Origin of the sequence: Streptomyces sp. NPDC005811 (assembly GCF_040630405.1) — a bacterium.
Lineage (GTDB): Bacteria > Actinomycetota > Actinomycetes > Streptomycetales > Streptomycetaceae > Streptomyces.
Genome location: NZ_JBEXXK010000004.1, coordinates 186,330 through 202,465, shown reverse-complemented (window position 1 = coordinate 202,465; position 16,136 = coordinate 186,330). Strand labels below are relative to the sequence as shown.

14 protein-coding genes are annotated in these 16,136 nt (G+C 71.4%); 8 read left to right on the top strand and 6 right to left on the bottom strand.

The features are described 5' to 3' along the window. Nucleotides 1–64: 64 nt before the first annotated feature. Nucleotides 65–1,429 (top strand): FAD-dependent oxidoreductase, encoded by a 1,365-nt coding sequence (locus ABZ490_RS06070; RefSeq protein ID WP_358984843.1) that lies wholly within the window; start codon nucleotides 65–67, stop codon nucleotides 1,427–1,429. A gap of 67 nt (nucleotides 1,430–1,496) precedes the next feature. After that, nucleotides 1,497–2,462: a DUF1152 domain-containing protein gene (locus ABZ490_RS06065; protein ID WP_358984840.1), complete on the top strand. Its 966-nt coding sequence runs from the start codon at nucleotides 1,497–1,499 to the stop codon at nucleotides 2,460–2,462. Nucleotides 2,463–2,484: 22 nt separating this feature from the next. Here ABZ490_RS06065 and ABZ490_RS06060 read toward each other — a convergent pair whose 3' ends face one another. Further along, entirely contained in the window at nucleotides 2,485–4,263 is a 1,779-nt protein-coding gene (locus ABZ490_RS06060; RefSeq protein WP_358984838.1) for a serine/threonine-protein kinase, read from the bottom strand. A gap of 179 nt (nucleotides 4,264–4,442) precedes the next feature. On the opposite strand from ABZ490_RS06060, the gene ABZ490_RS06055 reads away from it, so the two are divergent. Then, a complete protein-coding gene (locus ABZ490_RS06055) occupies nucleotides 4,443–5,051 on the top strand; it encodes a hypothetical protein (RefSeq protein ID WP_358984835.1) in 609 nt (202 codons plus the stop codon). 514 nt (nucleotides 5,052–5,565) lie between these two features. Here the strand turns inward: ABZ490_RS06055 and ABZ490_RS06050 are convergent. Together ABZ490_RS06050 and ABZ490_RS06045 are read right to left on the bottom strand one after the other, a co-directional pair. After that, nucleotides 5,566–6,048, bottom strand: coding sequence for a roadblock/LC7 domain-containing protein (locus ABZ490_RS06050; RefSeq protein WP_358984832.1), 483 nt, complete (start codon nucleotides 6,046–6,048; stop codon nucleotides 5,566–5,568). 195 nt (nucleotides 6,049–6,243) lie between these two features. Beyond that, the gene (locus ABZ490_RS06045) at nucleotides 6,244–6,672 is read right to left on the bottom strand and encodes an ATP-binding protein (protein ID WP_358984829.1); all 429 of its coding nucleotides are present in this window, start codon (nucleotides 6,670–6,672) and stop codon (nucleotides 6,244–6,246) included. A 196-nt stretch (nucleotides 6,673–6,868) separates the two neighbouring features. On the opposite strand from ABZ490_RS06045, the gene ABZ490_RS06040 reads away from it, so the two are divergent. The 5 genes from ABZ490_RS06040 (at nucleotide 6,869) to ABZ490_RS06020 (ending at nucleotide 12,980) form a co-directional block, all read left to right on the top strand. Further along, a complete protein-coding gene (locus tag ABZ490_RS06040; protein WP_358984826.1) occupies nucleotides 6,869–7,636 on the top strand; it encodes an IclR family transcriptional regulator in 768 nt (255 codons plus the stop codon). A 39-nt stretch (nucleotides 7,637–7,675) separates the two neighbouring features. After that, a complete protein-coding gene (gene glpK, locus ABZ490_RS06035; RefSeq protein WP_358984823.1) occupies nucleotides 7,676–9,190 on the top strand; it encodes a glycerol kinase GlpK in 1,515 nt (504 codons plus the stop codon). 142 nt (nucleotides 9,191–9,332) lie between these two features. Beyond that, nucleotides 9,333–10,562 (top strand): SpoIIE family protein phosphatase, encoded by a 1,230-nt coding sequence (locus tag ABZ490_RS06030; RefSeq protein ID WP_358984820.1) that lies wholly within the window; start codon nucleotides 9,333–9,335, stop codon nucleotides 10,560–10,562. A gap of 89 nt (nucleotides 10,563–10,651) precedes the next feature. Then, entirely contained in the window at nucleotides 10,652–11,302 is a 651-nt protein-coding gene (locus ABZ490_RS06025; protein WP_358984817.1) for a DUF4389 domain-containing protein, read from the top strand. Nucleotides 11,303–11,420: 118 nt separating this feature from the next. Next, complete coding sequence (locus ABZ490_RS06020) at nucleotides 11,421–12,980, top strand: alpha/beta hydrolase (RefSeq protein WP_358984814.1); 1,560 nt, start codon at nucleotides 11,421–11,423, stop codon at nucleotides 12,978–12,980. Here the strand turns inward: ABZ490_RS06020 and ABZ490_RS06015 are convergent. From ABZ490_RS06015 to ABZ490_RS06005, 3 genes are read right to left on the bottom strand one after another with little or no spacing between them, the layout of a single operon-like run. Continuing rightward, the gene (locus ABZ490_RS06015) at nucleotides 12,946–13,779 is read right to left on the bottom strand and encodes a carbohydrate ABC transporter permease (protein WP_358984811.1); all 834 of its coding nucleotides are present in this window, start codon (nucleotides 13,777–13,779) and stop codon (nucleotides 12,946–12,948) included. The genes ABZ490_RS06020 and ABZ490_RS06015 overlap by 35 nt on opposite strands. Continuing rightward, on the bottom strand, nucleotides 13,776–14,831 hold the full coding sequence (locus ABZ490_RS06010; protein ID WP_358984808.1) for an ABC transporter permease subunit: 1,056 nt from the start codon (nucleotides 14,829–14,831) through the stop codon (nucleotides 13,776–13,778). Before ABZ490_RS06010 ends, ABZ490_RS06015 begins: the two co-directional genes overlap by 4 nt. 1 nt (nucleotide 14,832) lies before the next feature. Continuing rightward, the gene (locus ABZ490_RS06005) at nucleotides 14,833–16,110 is read right to left on the bottom strand and encodes an extracellular solute-binding protein (protein WP_358984805.1); all 1,278 of its coding nucleotides are present in this window, start codon (nucleotides 16,108–16,110) and stop codon (nucleotides 14,833–14,835) included. Nucleotides 16,111–16,136: the final 26 nt, after the last annotated feature.

Below are 16,136 nucleotides of genomic sequence, written 5' to 3'. Positions count from 1 at the left end.
TTAGGTATGCCTCAGTTTAGGCTTCCTCCGAGTTGATCTGTCGCCGCTCGAAGGGAACCTGATCATGCCCCGCCCCCTGCGGGTAGCCATCGTCGGAGCCGGCCCCGCCGGGATCTACGCCGCCGACGCGCTGCTCAAGTCCGATGTGGCCGCCGACCCCGGTGTCTCCATCGACCTCTTCGAGCGGATGCCGGCCCCGTTCGGACTGATCCGTTACGGCGTGGCCCCGGACCACCCCCGGATCAAGGGCATCATCACCGCCCTGCACCAGGTCCTCGACAAGCCGCAGATCCGTCTGTTCGGCAACGTCGACTACCCGACCGACATCTCCCTCGACGACCTGCGCGCCTTCTACGACGCGGTGATCTTCTCGACCGGCGCGACGGCCGACCGCGAGATGTCCATACCGGGCATCGAGCTCGACGGGTCCTACGGCGCCGCCGACTTCGTCTCCTGGTACGACGGCCACCCCGACGTGCCGCGCACCTGGCCGCTGGAGGCGGAGAAGGTCGCCGTGCTGGGCGTCGGCAACGTCGCCCTCGACGTCGCCCGCGTCCTCGCGAAGACGGCCGAGGAGCTGCTGCCGACCGAGATCCCGCCGAACGTCCACGACGGCCTGAAGGCCAACAAGGCGCTGGAGATCCACGTCTTCGGCCGCCGCGGCCCGGCGCAGGCGAAGTTCTCCCCGATGGAGCTGCGGGAGCTGGACCACTCCCCGAACATCGAGGTCATCGTCGACCCCGAGGACATCGACTACGACGAGGGCTCGATCGCCACCCGGCGCGGCAACAAGCAGGCCGACATGGTCGCCAAGACGCTGGAGAACTGGGCGATCCGCGACACCGGCGACCGCCCGCACAAGCTGTTCCTGCACTTCTTCGAGTCGCCCTCGGAGATCCTCGGCGAGGACGGCAAGGTCGTCGGCCTGCGCACCGAGCGCACCGCTCTCGACGGCACCGGGAACGTCAAGGGCACCGGCGAGTTCAAGGAGTGGGACGTCACCGCGGTCTACCGCGCGGTCGGCTACCTCTCCGAGAAGCTGCCCAAGCTGCCCTGGGACATCGACTCGGGCACGGTCCCGGACGAGGGCGGCCGGGTCATCGAGGAGAGCGGCGCGCACCTTCGGTCGGTGTACGTCACCGGCTGGATCCGGCGCGGCCCGGTCGGCCTGATCGGCCACACCAAGGGCGACGCCAACGAGACGGTGTCGAACCTGCTGGCCGACCACGCGGGCGGCCGGCTGCACGCGCCGTCCGCGCCGGAGCCGGAGGCGGTGGACGCGTTCCTCGCCGAGCGCGAGATCCGCTTCACCACCTGGGAGGGCTGGTACAAGCTGGACGCCGCCGAGAAGGCGCTGGGCGAGCCGCAGGGACGTGAGCGCGTGAAGCTCGTCGAGCGCGAGGACATGCTGCGGGAGAGCGGCGCGTAGGCACGGCCGCAACGGGAACCCCGGGATTCCGGTGGGCCGCATGATCGCCGCCTGCTAACTTCCCGGGGTGTTCTCCCTCCACGAGCCTCCCCTGTTCACCCGTCTGCGTGATGCGCGGCGGGTGCTCGTCGCCGGTGCGGGCGGCGGTTTCGACGTGTACGCGGGCCTTCCGCTGGCGCTCGCGCTGCGGTCGGCCGGCAAGGACGTCCATCTGGCCAATCTGTCCTTCACCGAGCTGTACGGCCTGCCCGACGAGGTCTGGCTGGAGCCGGACGTGGCGGCGGTGCGCCCGGACACCACGGCCCGCGGCGACTACTTCCCCGAACACGCCCTGGCCCGCTGGCTCGAAGGACAGGGGCTGCCGTCCACCGTGTACGCCTTCCCCCGCACCGGCGTCGCCCCGCTGCGGGACGCGTACCGGACGCTCGTGGACCACCTGGGCGGGGTCGACGCGGTCGTCCTCGTGGACGGCGGCACGGACATCCTGATGCGCGGCGACGAGCACGGACTGGGCACGCCCGAGGAGGACATGGCCAGCCTGGCCGCCGTGCACGCCCTGGACGGGGTCGAGCACCGGCTGGTGGCCTGTCTGGGCTTCGGCGTGGACGCCTATCACGGCGTCAACCACGCGCTCGTCCTGGAGAACCTGGCCGCGCTCGACCGCGACGGCGCCTACCTCGGCGCGTTCTCGCTGCCCCGGGACAGCCGTGAGGGGGCCTTGTACCTGGACGCGGTGGCGCACGCCCAGGCGTCGACGCCGGGGCATCCGAGCATCGTCAACGGCTCCGTCGCCGCCGCCGTACGCGGCGAGTTCGGCGATGTGCGCTTCACCGAGCGCACCCGGGGCAGCGAACTCTTCGTCAATCCGCTGATGTCCGTGTACTTCTGCGTGGACGCCGTCGGCCTCGCCCGCCGCAACCTGTACCTCGACCGCCTCGCGGACACGGTCCTGATGCGGCAGATCAGCACCCGCATAGAGGAGTTCCGCGAGGAACTCCCCGTCCTGCGGCAGCCCCGGGCCTTCCCGCACTGAGGCGGCGGCCCGCGCGCCCGGGTCAGCCGTCGTCGCGCGGGTGGGCCTCGATCACATTGCCCTTCTGGTCGGCCTCCAGATAGGCGCCGCCGTAGTCGTCCACGAGGTAGACGTTCATCGTCGCCGGGTCGTTGAAGATCGTGGACGCCGGGTTGATCACCAGGTAGCGCATGGTGGGGTTGTCGATGTTGAGGCTCTTCCCGGCCTTCTTGAGCAGCCCCGGCACCGCGTCCCAGTTGAAGCTGTCCAGGTCGACCGGGGTCTCGCCGCTGATCACGGTGCCGCCGGGACCGTTCTTGACGGCCACGTCGCCGCCCCGGTACTCGTAGCGGTCGTAGAGCTTGGCGTTGCCGGCGACCGGGGCCTCGGCGATGGCGTACTCCGGGTAGATCGTCAGGTCGGTGACCTTCGAGCCGCCCATGGCGGCCTTCAGCTTCTTCACGACGGTGCGGACCCCGTCCGCCGTGAGCAGGTCGAGCTTCTCCCCGGACTGGCCGCCGGACGAGGAACCGGACGAGGAACCCGTGGTCGAGGAGCCCGAGCGGGCGCTCGCCGACGCACCGGCGGAGGCGGACGACCCGGAGGACCCGGAGGACCCGGACCCGGAGGACCCGTCGTCGCCGTCCAGCAGCAACGGGCCGACGTTCCACACCAGGACACCGGCGATGACGGTGCCGGTGACGGCGGAGGCGACGGCGTTCGCACGGCTGCGGCGCGGTCGGCGGGGAACGCCGGAGGCCGGGACCGTCGCCGCACCGGGCGCGGGCGCCGGGGCGGGGAAGGGGGCAGGGGTGGGGGCTCCGCCGGGCGGGGCGATCGGGTAGGAGGTCGGCGCGCCGGTGTACGCGGGGGCCTGGCCGCCGTAGGGCGAGGGCCCGTAACCGGTGGGCGCCGGGCCGAACCCGGCGGGCGGCGCCTGGGCGGGAGCGCCGAAGGCACCGGGTGCGGCGTCCGCCGGGCTCTCCCCCGTCACCGCGGCGAGCAGCCGGTCGACCTCCTCGGCCTCCGGGCGGGCCTGCGGGTCGCGCACGAGGAGCGCGGTGAGGAGACCGGTGAGCGGGCCCGCCTGCCGGGGTGGCGGCACGTCCTCGGCGAGTACGGCGGCCAGGGTGGCGAGGGTGCTGGCGCGGCGCAGCGGGTGATGCCCCTCCACGGCGACGTAGAGCAGCATGCCCAGCGACCAGAGGTCGGCGGACGGGCCGCCGTCCTTGCCGCTGACGCGCTCCGGCGCCATGAAGTCGGGCGAGCCTATGACGGAGCCGGTCGCGGTGAGGCTGGTGGCCTCGCGCAGGGCGGCGATGCCGAAGTCGGTGAGGACGGGCCGTCCGTCGGGGCGCAGCAGTACGTTGGCCGGTTTCACATCGCGGTGCTCGATGCCGACGGCGTGCGCGGCGCGCAGCGCGGACAGCACCTCGCGCCCCAGACGCGCGGCCTCCACCGGGGTCAACGCGCCCTGCTGGAGCCGGTCCTGGAGCGAGCCGCCCGTGACCAGCTCCATCACGATCCAGGGATACGTGTTCTCGCCGCCGTCGACGATGTGGTGGATGGTGACGACATTGGGGTGGTGGACGCGGGCCAGGGCGCGGGCTTCGCGCAGGACGCGCTCGCGCAGGGTGCGGGCGCCTTCGGGGTCGTATTCGGCCAGCGCCGGATCCGGCGGCCGTACCTCTTTCACGGCCACGTCGCGGTGCAGTGCCAGGTCGCGGGCGCGCCACACCCACCCCATGCCTCCGCCTCCGAGCCGGTGCAGCAGCTCGAATCGGCCATCGATGACGCGTCTGTCGGGTTCCCCGGTGTTCATGAGGGGAGCTTAGGGGTAGACGCGGACAGTGGTGTGTCCGCCAAGGGGGGCACAGCGCGAATGGTCCGCCGCGGCACGGGCATGCTGTGAACGAGGTCACTTCTTCCGGCGGGCCGCCGTGCCGGAACCACTCCGGACTCGTCGCCCTCCCCCCACGATCGCCACGAAGGACATGTGCTTTGGCTCTTACGTACCCTGACGCCCCCTCGGCCCGCCGTCCCGGCCGCTGCTGGACGATCCGCGTGGTCGGGCACCGGGACCGCACCGCCTCGGTCACCTGCTCGTCGGCGTGCGCGATGCCGCCGCGGTCCCGGGACCTCGCGGCGCTGCGCCGCTTCGCGGAGGCCCACGCGGCCGCGCACGCCAGAGCGGCCGCGGTGCATCACGACGCCGCCTGCTGGTGCCGGCGCGAGCGGTGCGCGCTGCACGAGGGCACCCGGGTCAACTGCGCGGGCTCGGTCGTCCTCGTGCTGCGGCACGACCCGGCGGTCGCCCAGGTGTGGACGCTCACCGAAGTGTGTTCCGCCTGCGCCCCGTTGATGCCGCACGCACGGGTGATCAGCCGCGCCGTCCCGCCGCCGCCCCCGCCCAGGGACGGTGAGCGGGGGGGTCACGCCCGCCCGCCCTCACCCGCGCCCGCGTCCCCGACGGTGGCCCCGCCCCGTCTGGTCCCCGGCGGCTTCAGCGCCCCCGCGGGCCCCGGCCCCGGCCCCGGCCCCGAACGGGTGGGAACCCGCCGCAGCACCACCACCCGGCGCCGCGGCCGAGCGGAGGACCCCACCGGCTGAACCACCTCGGCGACCACCCCCTCCGCGCCCCGCACACCCCGGGGCGCGGGACCGGACACCGACCGCCCTCACGCGGCCGCCGACCGATCCGATCCGCCGGCCACCTAGGGGGACTACCGGCCGACCGTCCCCCCACTCAGGAGCCATAGCGGAACCGTCGACCAACCATCCCCGCGCTCCGGACCCGTAGCGGGGCTGTCGGTCGGCCGTCCCCGGCGCTCCGGACCCGTCACGGGACCGTCGACCAACCGTCCCCCGCGCTCAGAACCCGTAGCAGGACCATCGGCCGACCGTCTCCGCGCTCCGGAGCCGTACGCGGGACCGTCGACCAGCCGTCCCCCGCACTCCGAACCCGTAGCAGGACCATCGGCCGACCGTCTCCGCGCTCCGGACCCGTACGCGGGACCGTCGACCAACCGTCCCCCGCACTCCGGAGCCGTACGCGGGACCGTCGACCAACCGTCCCCCGCGCTCCGGACCCGTAGCGGGACCGTCGGTCGGCCGGATCTCGCGCTCAGGAGCCGTAGCGGGACTGCGGGGGAATGCGCAGGGGCAGGGAGCCCAGGGTGCGGGGCGGGAGGGCGGGGGGCGGCGGCTCGTCGGGGAGGCGGGGGTGGTCGGGGGTGGTGGGCGTCGTCATCAGCTCGGCGATACGGGTCCCGCTGCGCCGTCCTTCGAGATGGAGGCGGCCGACGTTGACCCGGTCGTCCGCGAGCAGCGTGAGCACGGCGGACGGGCCGGCCGCGTAGGTCGCGACGTATCCTCCGGCGCCCCGGACGAGCAGTTCGCGGAACTCCCCGCGCGCCGCGAGGTCGGCCATCCGGCGGCCGACGCCCAGCGCCGCCGCCGTGAGCGCCGCCAGCGCCTCCGCCTCGATGTCGGGCATGTCCCGGGCGAGGACGAGCCCGTCGGCGCTGGCCGCCAGCGCTCCTCGCAGCTGCGGCACGCACGTGCGCAGCCGGTGCAGTTCGTGCAGAACCTCGGCCTCGACGGCCATGACCGTGTCCTCTCGGCGCGTGGGCGGCAGGAGCGGTTCAAGTGCGGGGCGGGGAAGGGCCGTTGAAGCGGCCCTGAGCGTGCGGGTGAGACCGAGGTTACGGAAAGTACCGGCCACGGGGGACCGCTTTGGCATTTTCCGCTGGAACATGCTGCCCGTGATCACGCGCGCCGATGCGCGATCACGGACCCCCGTTCACGCGGCGACGAGATCCGCCCACCGGGTGACCCCACCGGGGTGGACCCGCTTGCCGTGCGCCGCGGCCAGGGCGTGCACGATCTGCTCGCCGCGGCCGTGCTCGTCGGGGTCGATGTCCGCGCGGGTCTGGCCGGGCACCAGGGCGGGACCCGCGTCGGTGACCTCCACCCGCAGCGTGCCGGGCCCCTCGCCCCGGATCCAGGAGAGCCGCAGCTCCGCCGGGGGCAGGGCGTGCACGATCGCGTTGGTGAGCAGCTCCGACACCACGAGGAGCGAGTCGTCGACGATGTCCTCGGACACCTTCCAGTCGGCGAGGACCTCCCCCACGCGCCGGCGTACGGCTGCGACGGCCCCGGGGACGGGCGGCAGCGGGCACACGTGGTGCTCCACTGTCTCCCGGGGCAGTATGCCGAGCTGTACCGCCATCTTCTCTCCTCCGGTGAATGCTGTCGGCCGATACCGGGCACCGGCACTCGTGCCGGACCTCAGTGCACGTTAGGGACCAAAGGGGAGGAGGGTCAACGAATCGCGGTCGGCATTGCCGAACGCCTCGGCCCGGGAGGTGATCGACGGTCCGCGCTCAGCGGGGGCGAACCCCTCACCACGGTAATAGGCTCGGCTCATGACCGGCCCGGTCCAGTCGATCGAACGGGCGGCGGCGATCCTGCGTCTCCTCGCCGGCGGACCACGTCGTCTCGGGCTCGGCGAGGTGGCGGCCTCGCTGGGGCTGGCGAAGGGCACCGCCCACGGCATCCTGCGCACCCTCCAGCACGTCGACTTCGTGGAGCAGGACCCCGCCACCGGGAAGTACCAGCTCGGGGCGGCCCTGCTGCACCTCGGCACCAGCTACCTCGACGTCAACGAACTCCGCTCGCGGTCCATCAACTGGGCCGACGCCCTCGCCGCCCGCAGCGGGGAGTCGGTCCGTCTGGGCACCCCCCTGGAGGGCCGGGTCCTGGTCGTCCACCATGTGTTCCGGCCGGACGACACCTTCCAGACCCTGGACGTGGGCTCGCTGCTGCCGCTGCACGCCTCCTCCCTCGGCAAGGTCCTGCTCGCCTACGGCACCGCGCCGCTGGACTCGGCCCTGGAATCGGGGCTGGAGGCCTACACCCGGCACACCCTGGTCGAGCGGGGCCGGCTGAGCCGGGCGCTGACCGAGATCCGGGAGCGGGGCTGGGCCGACGAGGTCCAGGAGATGAGCATGGGAGAGGCCGGGGTCGCCGCGCCGATCCGCGGGCACGGCGGCCTGGTGGTGGGCGCGATCGGGCTGTCCGGCCAACTCGAGCGGGTCTGCGACAGCCGGGGTCACCCCCGGTCGAACCTGATCAACCTGCTGCGCGAGGCCGCCCGGGCGATCTCCAGGGATCTGGGCGCGAGCCGCTGGTGACCGCGGCCCGCGTCGAAGAGTCGGAAAGGACACCTGATCATGGTCGAGCGCTATGTGATGTCCATCGACCAGGGCACCAACTCCACCCGATGCATCCTCTTCGACCATCACGGACGGCTCTCCTCGGTCGCCCAGCGTGAGCACCAGCAGCACTTCCCCCGGCCCGGCTGGGTCGAGCACGACGCCGTCGAGATCTGGCGCAACCTCCAGCGGATCGTCCCCGAGACGCTGTCCGCCGCGGGGGTCGGGGCCGAGGACATCGCCGCGATCGGCCTCGCCAACCAACGCGAGACCACGGTGGTCTGGGACCGCGCCACGGGCGCCCCGCTGGGCCGGGCGATCGTCTGGCAGGACACCCGCACCGAGCACCTCGTCACCGACCTCAGGAACGATCCCGGGGACGAGTTCTTCCTGGAGCGGTGCGGTCTCCCCCCGTCGACCTATTTCTCCGCGCTCCGGCTGAGCTGGCTGTTCGACCAGGTCGACGGGCTCCGGCGGCGCGCCGAGCACGGCGAGGTGCTGTGCGGAACGATCGAGAGCTGGCTGATCTGGAACATGACCGGCGGCCCGGACGGCGGGCTGCACATCACCGACGCCACCAACGCCAGCCGCACCATGCTGATGAACATCCGCACCCTGGCCTGGGACGAGGAGCTGCTGGAGTTCTTCGGGGTGCCGCGCGCCATGCTGCCCGAGATCCGGTCCTCCGCCGAGCACTACGGCACCGCCCGTGCGCTGCTGCCCGGTGTGCGGATCACGGCCGCCCTCGGCGACCAGCAGGCCGCCCTCTTCGGCCAGACCTGCTTCTCCCCGGGCGAGGCGAAGTGCACGTACGGGACGGGCAGCTTTCTGCTGCTCAACACGGGCGGCGATCTCGTGCGGTCCCGGCACGGGCTGCTCTCCACGGTCGCCTACAAGATCGGGGAGCAGCCGCCGGTGTACGCGCTGGAGGGCTCCATCGCGGTCACCGGCTCGCTGGTGCAGTGGTTCCGCGACCGGCTGGGGCTGATCAGCAGCGCGCCGGAGATCGAGACGCTCGCCCGCACGGTCGAGGACAACGGCGGCTGCTACATCGTCCCCGCCTTCTCCGGACTGTTCGCGCCGCACTGGCGCAGCGACGCGCGGGGAGTCATGGTCGGTCTGACCTCGTACATCACCAAGGGTCATCTGGCCCGGGCGGTGCTGGAGGCCACCGGCTGGCAGACCAGGGAGGTCGTGGACGCCATGAACGCCGACTCATCGGTGCCCCTGAAACAGCTCAAGGTGGACGGTGGCATGACGGCCGACAATCTGCTGATGCAGTTCATCGCCGACGTCCTCGACGTGCCCGTGGTACGCCCCATGGTCGCCGAGACGGTCTCCCTCGGCGCGGCCTACGCCGCGGGGCTCGCCGCCGGCTACTGGCCCGATCTGGAGGTGCTGCGGCGCAACTGGCACCGGGCGGCCCAGTGGATCCCGGACATGGACCCGGCGCGGCGCGAGGCGGAGTACGAGAACTGGAAGCGGGCCGTCGAACGGTCACTCGGATGGGTGAAACCGCCGAGGCCGCCGTGACCGGAGCGTCCCTCGTCCCCACCCCCGCGGCCGCCGCGGACGGGCCCCTGCCCCGGGACTTGTCGTCGGGCTGACTGGGCCCGGTCCGCACTCCTATCGTGGAACGGCACACCGAGCCCGGCGCGAACGAGACAGGCAGGACATGAGGAAACCGCAGATCGACTACACGGCGGTGTTCCGGGCCCTGCCCGGCATGGTGGCCCTGCTCACCCCCGATCTCGTCTACGCCGACGCCAACGACGACTTCGTACGCCTGGCCGGGCGCACCCGTGAGCAGCTGGTGGGCCGCTACATCTTCGACGTCTTCCCCGAGAACCCCAACGATCCGGCGGCGGCCGGCCGGCAGGAGACCGAGACGTCGATGCTGCGCACGGTGGCCACCGGCGAGCGGGACACGATGGCGCTGCTGCGCTACGACATCGAGGACCCCGACCGGCCAGGCCAGTGGCAGGAGCACTTCTGGAGCCCGGTCAACGCGCCCGTCCTCGGCCCCGACGGGCAGGTGGAGCTGATCGTGCACCGGGTGGAGGAGGTCACCGAGCTGATCCGGGCCTTCGGCGGGCCGGGCGACGACAGCCGGGCCCGGGTGCTGGAGGCCGAGCTGTACACCCGTGCGCGGGAGCTCCAGGAGGTCAACGAGCGGCTGCGCCGGGCGCACGCCCATGAGCGCGAGGTCGCCCTGGCCCTCCAGGCGGCGATGCTGCCCGCGCCGGGGCCGACCGGGGAGCACGCGGCGGCGGTGCGCTACCGGCCCGCCATCGGCGCGCTGAACGTGTGCGGCGACTGGTACGACCTCGCCGATCTGCCGGACGGGAATCTCGCGGTCGCGGTCGGTGACGTCGTCGGGCACGGTCTGGCGGCGGCCTGTGTGATGGGGCAGCTGCGCAGCGCGCTGAGCGCGGCCTGCCGGGTGGCCGACGGTCCGGGCCAGGCCCTGGAGGCCCTCGGCCTGTACGCCCGCTCGGTCGAGGGCGCCGAGTCCACCACGGTCGTCACGACGTTCGTCGACTGGGCCGAGCGGACCGTCACCTACAGCAGCGCGGGGCACCCTCCTCCGGCGCTGCTGCACCCCGACGGCACGGTCCGCTTCCTCGACGAGGCCACCGACCCGCCGCTCGCGGCGCGTCCCGAGCATCTGGCGCGCCCGCAGGCCCGTACGTCCTTCACGGAGGGCGCCACGCTCGTGCTGTACACCGACGGGCTGATCGAACGCCGTACGGAGGACATCGACACCGGCCTCGACCGGCTGGCCGAGTCGCTGGTCCGGCACCGCAAGGACGATCCCGAGGAGCTGGCCGACGCCCTCCTCTCCGATCTCCTGCCCGCGACCGGCAACACCGACGACACCGCCCTGATCGTCATCCGCCTCTGACCGAGGGGCCCCGCGCCGCGCCCTGCGCCATGGGGCCATCGGGGGCAGAGTGGAAGGAGGAGCACATGTGACCTCAGGAGGCGGGAGCAATGACGTATCCCCTGCCCACGCCGGTCCGGGTGACCGCACGGCTCGACGCGCCCCTGTCGCGCTGGCTGTGGCTGGTCAAATGGATCCTGGTGATCCCGCACATCATCGTGCTGTTCTTCCTGTGGATCGCCTTCTCCGTGGTCTGGGTGATCGCCTTCTTCGCGATCCTCTTCACCGAGCGCTACCCGCGCGCCCTGTTCGACTTCAACCTGGGTGTGCTGCGCTGGAGCTGGCGGGTCGCCTACTACGCGTACAACGCGCTGGCCACCGACCGCTACCCGCCGTTCAGCCTGGGCGAGGAGCCCGACTACCCGGCCCGGCTGGACATCGTCTACCCGGAGCGGCTCTCCCGGGGCCTGGTCCTGGTGAAGTGGTGGCTGCTGGCCATCCCGCACTACATCGTCGTGGGCTTCTTCGTCGGCAGCTGGGGGTACGGCTGGTGGAACGGCGGTCTGGTGACGGTCCTGGCGATCATCGCCGCCGTGATCCTGCTCTTCACCGAGAAGTACCCGCGGGACCTGTTCGACCTGGTCACCGGCCTCAACCGCTGGGTCCTGCGGGTCGTCGCGTACGTCGCCCTGATGACGGACGCCTATCCCCCGTTCCGCCTGGACATGGGCGGCTCGGACCCGGATCCGGGTCTGCCCTGACGGCTCCGGGGCTTCGCCCCCGCGTCCGCCGGCCCTGCCCCAGCGGTTCTGACGGCTGATCGCGTTCCTTGCGATGCTGTGATCCATTTGTGAACCCCCGATTCATGAAGGATCACTCGTGTCGTTCGATTCCTCCTCGGTCCCGCGTCCGAGACGGCGGGGCAGACTCGCCGTCGGAGTGCTGGCCACCGCGCTGTTCGCCCAGTTACTGGCAGGCACGTCCGCCGCCGCACCGGCGCGGGAGCCCCTGGCCTGGCAGCCCTGCGACTCCCCGTACGGCGTGGGCACCTTCGAGTGCGCCACCCTCACCGTCCCCGTCGACCGGGAGCGTCCCCGGGGCGCGACCGTCGATCTGGCCCTGGCCCGTCATCGCGCCACCGACCCCGATCACCGGATCGGCTCCCTGCTGGTCAACCCCGGCGGCCCGGGCGGCTCCGGCCGGGAGTTCGCCTTCGCCGCGCCCCTGTCCTTCTCGCCCGCGCTGCTGGAGCGCTTCGACATCGTGGGCTTCGACCCGCGCGGCATCGGCCTCAGCGACCCGGTGACCTGCGACGAGGAGCTGATCGCCGCCCAGGACGCGCTGCTGTACCCGGACAGCGGCCCGTCCTTCGCCGCCCTGCGCCGGACGAACGGCGCGCTCGGCGAGGACTGCCGCGCCCGCACCGGGCCTCTCGTCGGCCACATGGACACCACGAGCGTCGCCCGCGACATGGACGCGATCCGCGCGGCCCTCGGCGAGGAGCGGATCAGCTACTACGGCGTCTCCTACGGCACCGCGCTCGGCGAGCGGTACGCCGAACTCTTCCCGGACCGGGTCCGCGCGATGACCCTCGACTCCGTCATCGACCACAGCCTGGACGCCTGGACCCTCCAGAAGACCCGGGCGATCGCGATGGAGGAGACGTTCGGGCAGTTCGCCGACTGGTGCGCCGGTACCGCGTCCTGTGCGCTCCACGGCCGTGACGTCCGCGCCCTGTTCGACTCGCTGTACCGGCGCGCCGCGGCCGGTGAGCTGAGCTGGGGAGGCGATGAACTCTTCACCGACGAGCACCTCCAGCGCCTGTCCCTCAACTTCCTGTACAGCACCGCCGACTGGTTCCGGTTCGCCGGGTTCCTGGCCGATCTGGACACCCCGGACCCCGCTGAGAGGCGCTCGTCCCCGCAGGTCCAGGGCGAACCGGCGCCGTACGCGTACTACCCCGTGCTCTGCCAGGACTTCGACCTCGCCGTGCCCTCGTACGCCACGCTCGACGGCTACCGGCGGCGGCTCGCCCGGATCGCGCCGGTCACCCGGTTCAGCACGCTCGCGTGGACGGATCTGACCGGCTGCCAGGGCTGGCCGGCGGAGGTCTCCGACCCGCAGCACACGCTGCGCGTCGACGGCACCCCGCCGATCCTGGTCACCAACAGCCGCTACGACGTCGCCACCCCGCACGCCTGGGGCGCCGGCGTCGCCCGGCAGATCGGCCGCGAGGCGGTGTTCCTCACCTACGACGGCGCCGGACACGGCGACTACTGGGCGAGCCCCTGCGCGCGCGAGGCCATCGACACCTATCTGACCACCCTGGTGACCCCCGCCGACGGCAGCCACTGCCCCGCCGTCCGGCCCACCGCCTCCTCGTCCGCGCTGCGCACTCCGGACCTCAGCGCAGGGCTCCCTTCGTGGCGTCGGCGATGAAGCCGCGGGCGAAGAAGGTGAACACCATCACCAGCGGGATGACCGACAGCAGCACCCCGGACATCACCATGCTGTAGTCGGTGGAGTGACCGGCGTACAGCTGGGCGAGCGCCACCTGGAGGGTGAGCTTGTCCGGGTTGACCAGCATCACCAACGGCAGGATGTAGTCGTTCCAGGCCCCGATGAAGGTGTAGATGCCGAGGAACGCCAGCGCCGGACGGACGCACGGCAGCACCACGTGCCAGTACTGGCGGAAGAACCCGGCGCCCTCGATCCGGGCGGCGTCGAGGAGTTCGTCGGGGACGCTGGTGGAGGTGTACTGCCGCATCCAGAAGATGCCGAAGGCGTTGGCCGCGGCGGGCACGACCAGCGCCTTCAGGGTGCCCAGCCAGCCCAGCTGCACCATGATCTCGTACTGCGGGATGATCGCCAGCTGGGTCGGCAGGATGTACATCGACAGCAGCACGCCGAAGAGGAACTTCTTCGCGGGGAAGTCGTACTTGGCGAAGGCGAAGGCGGCCAGCGAGTCGAAGAACAGCACCAGCACGGTCGTGGAGACCGCGACGATCATGGTGTTGCCCAGCGAGCCGAAGAAGTCCATCTTGGCGAACAGATGCCGCAGGTTGGTGAGCAGGTTGTCGCCGAACCACAGCTTCGGCGGGTAGCTGTAGATGTCCTGCGAGGTGTTCGTCGCCATGACGACGATCCAGTAGAACGGGAACACCGAGATGACGACGCCGGTCATGAGGATCGCGTGGACGCCGAGGCCGCGCAGGCGCTTGCGGTTCAAGCCGTTCATGACCGTCGCTCCTTACGCTGCACCAGCCACCAGTTGACGGCGACGATGAGCAGGATCAGCAGGAAGAAGGCCCAGACGATCGCGGCGCCGTAGCCGAAGTCGTTGTTGTCGAAGGCCTGGTGGTAGAAGTACAGGAGGGTGGTCAGACCCGCCTGGCCCGGTCCGCCGGAGTTGGGGTTGGTGGACGCGTCGCTGCCGAACAGCACCTGCGGTTCGGTGAAGCTCTGCAGACCGGTGACCGTGGAGATCACCACGGTGAACAGGATGATGGGCCGCAGCAGCGGGATCGTGATCGAGAAGAAGATCCGCACCGGGCCCGCCCCGTCCATCCGGGCCGCCTCGTAGAGCTCGGACGGGATGGCCTGGAGGCCGGCCAGATAGATGATCGCGTTGTAGCCGGTCCACTGCCAGGTCATCAGCGTCGCGATGACCAGCTTGATCGTCCACTCGTTGCTCATCCAGGGCACGGCCGACAGGTGCATGGCCCTGAGGATGGCGTTGATCAGGCCGAAGTTGTTGCTGAAGACCGCGCCGAAGAAGATCGCGATGGCCACCAGCGAGGTGATGCTGGGGATGAACAGACACACCCGGTAGAACGCGGTGAACCGCTTGGTGGAGTTCACCAGGACCGCGAGGACCAGGGCCATGAAGAGCATCGGCACGGTCGACAGCACCCAGATGACCAGGGTGTTGCGGATGGACATCCAGAACACCGGGTCGTCCCAGAGGAAGCGGAACTGCTGGAACCCGACGAACTGCATCTCCCCGATGCCGTCCCACTTCTGGAACGCCAGATACACGGTGTAGAGCACCGGGAAGAGCATGAAGACCGAGAAGATCAGGTAGTACGGCGAGATCGCGAGGTACTGGGGCCAGTGCCTGAGGACCCGTCGGCGCGGCCCGGGCCGGGCCCCGGCCGAGACCGGCCGGATCCGGGGGGCGCGCCGCCCCGGACCGCGCGAGGGGTCCGGAGCGGGCTGCCCGAGGGGGCCGGTGTCGGGTCCGGAGGTCGGTCCGGTGGGTGCCGGACCGGCTACCGGGCTTGACGACATGTCACTTCACTCCCTGCCGCTGGGCGATCTGCTTGGCCTGGCTGACCGCGTCCTTCCAGGCCTGGTCCGGGTCCTTGCCCTTGGCCTCGATGCTGGTCAGCTCGCTGTAGTAGGGCGCGGAGACCGCCGCGTCGGCCGGGGCCTCGTAGGCGGCGGGGATCTTCTGGGCGGCCGGGCCGAAGATCTCGATGGTCTTCTGGCCGCCGAAGAAGGCGTCCCCGCCGGTGAGCGCGGGCAGCTTGTAGGCGGCCGGGGCGGTCGGGAAGAGGGCCGCGTCGGTGAAGCCGCGGGCCTGGTTCTCGGGGCTGAGGATCCAACTGATGATCTTGAAGGCCTCCTCGGGGTTGCCGCTGGTCGCGGGGATCGCGAGGAAGGACCCGCCGAGGTTGGAGGGGCCGCCGGGCAGGCTCGCCACCCGCCACTGGCCCTTGGTGCCGGGGGCGGCGTTGCTGATGTCGAGGGCGTGCCAGGCGGCACCGATCTCGGTGCCGAGGGTGCCATTGCCGATGGCCGCGTTCCAGGTGTTGTCGTTGATCTTGGCGTCGATGCCGAGGGTGTAGGGCTTCACGGCGGTGGTCCAGGCGGTGCGGATGTGGTCCTGGTCGCCGATGAACGTGTTGTCCTCGTCGATGAAGCGCCGGGTGCCCTGGCCGACGATCATCGAGAACACCGAGCCGATGTTGTTGATGAGGTAGGTCTTGGGCTCGGCCTTGTGCAGTTCGACGCCGGCCTTGAAGTAGTCGTCCCACGTGGCCAGCTGGGCGGACACCTGGGCGGGGTCGGTGGGCAGGCCCGCCTTGGCGAAGAGGTCCTCGCGGTAGAACGTGGCGCAGGGGCCGATGTCGATGGGGAAGCCGATGAGCTTGCCGTCCTGGGTGGTGGCCTGCTTCAGCTTCCACGCCAGGTAGTCCGGGGTCAGCTTCTTCGCGCCGACCGTGTTCAGGTCGACGAAGCGGTCGGCGTTGGGCAGGAAGGAGGCGATGTCCTCGCCCTTGATGCCGGTGATGTCGGGGGCGGTCTGCGCGGCACGCAGGCCGGTGAGCAGCTTGGTCTTGAAGTCGCCGCCGACCACCGAGGTCTTCAGGGTGATGTCGGAGAAGTGGGTCTTGGCGTCCGCCACGACCTTGTCGCTCAGTCCGCCGGCCCAGTACCAGAAGGTCAGGTTCTTGCTGTCCTTGCTGCCGCTCGACGCCGAGCCGCCGCCGCACGCGGCGGTGGCGCCGGCCGCGGCGGCCGTCAGTACGGCGGCCTGAAGGAATCGTCTGCGGGAAAGGTCCACGATCTTCTCCTAGATCTCGGCGGGTT

Coding starts and splice junctions, on each gene's coding strand:
- ABZ490_RS06010 (WP_358984808.1), bottom strand. CDS start 14,831: ATGTCGTCAAGCCCGGTAGCCGGTCCGGCACCCACCGGACCGACCTCC.
- ABZ490_RS06025 (WP_358984817.1), top strand. CDS start 10,652: ATGACGTATCCCCTGCCCACGCCGGTCCGGGTGACCGCACGGCTCGAC.
- ABZ490_RS06015 (WP_358984811.1), bottom strand. CDS start 13,779: ATGAACGGCTTGAACCGCAAGCGCCTGCGCGGCCTCGGCGTCCACGCG.
- ABZ490_RS06030 (WP_358984820.1), top strand. CDS start 9,333: ATGAGGAAACCGCAGATCGACTACACGGCGGTGTTCCGGGCCCTGCCC.
- ABZ490_RS06070 (WP_358984843.1), top strand. CDS start 65: ATGCCCCGCCCCCTGCGGGTAGCCATCGTCGGAGCCGGCCCCGCCGGG.
- ABZ490_RS06040 (WP_358984826.1), top strand. CDS start 6,869: ATGACCGGCCCGGTCCAGTCGATCGAACGGGCGGCGGCGATCCTGCGT.
- ABZ490_RS06060 (WP_358984838.1), bottom strand. CDS start 4,263: ATGAACACCGGGGAACCCGACAGACGCGTCATCGATGGCCGATTCGAG.
- glpK (WP_358984823.1), top strand. CDS start 7,676: ATGGTCGAGCGCTATGTGATGTCCATCGACCAGGGCACCAACTCCACC.
- ABZ490_RS06050 (WP_358984832.1), bottom strand. CDS start 6,048: ATGGCCGTCGAGGCCGAGGTTCTGCACGAACTGCACCGGCTGCGCACG.
- ABZ490_RS06045 (WP_358984829.1), bottom strand. CDS start 6,672: ATGGCGGTACAGCTCGGCATACTGCCCCGGGAGACAGTGGAGCACCAC.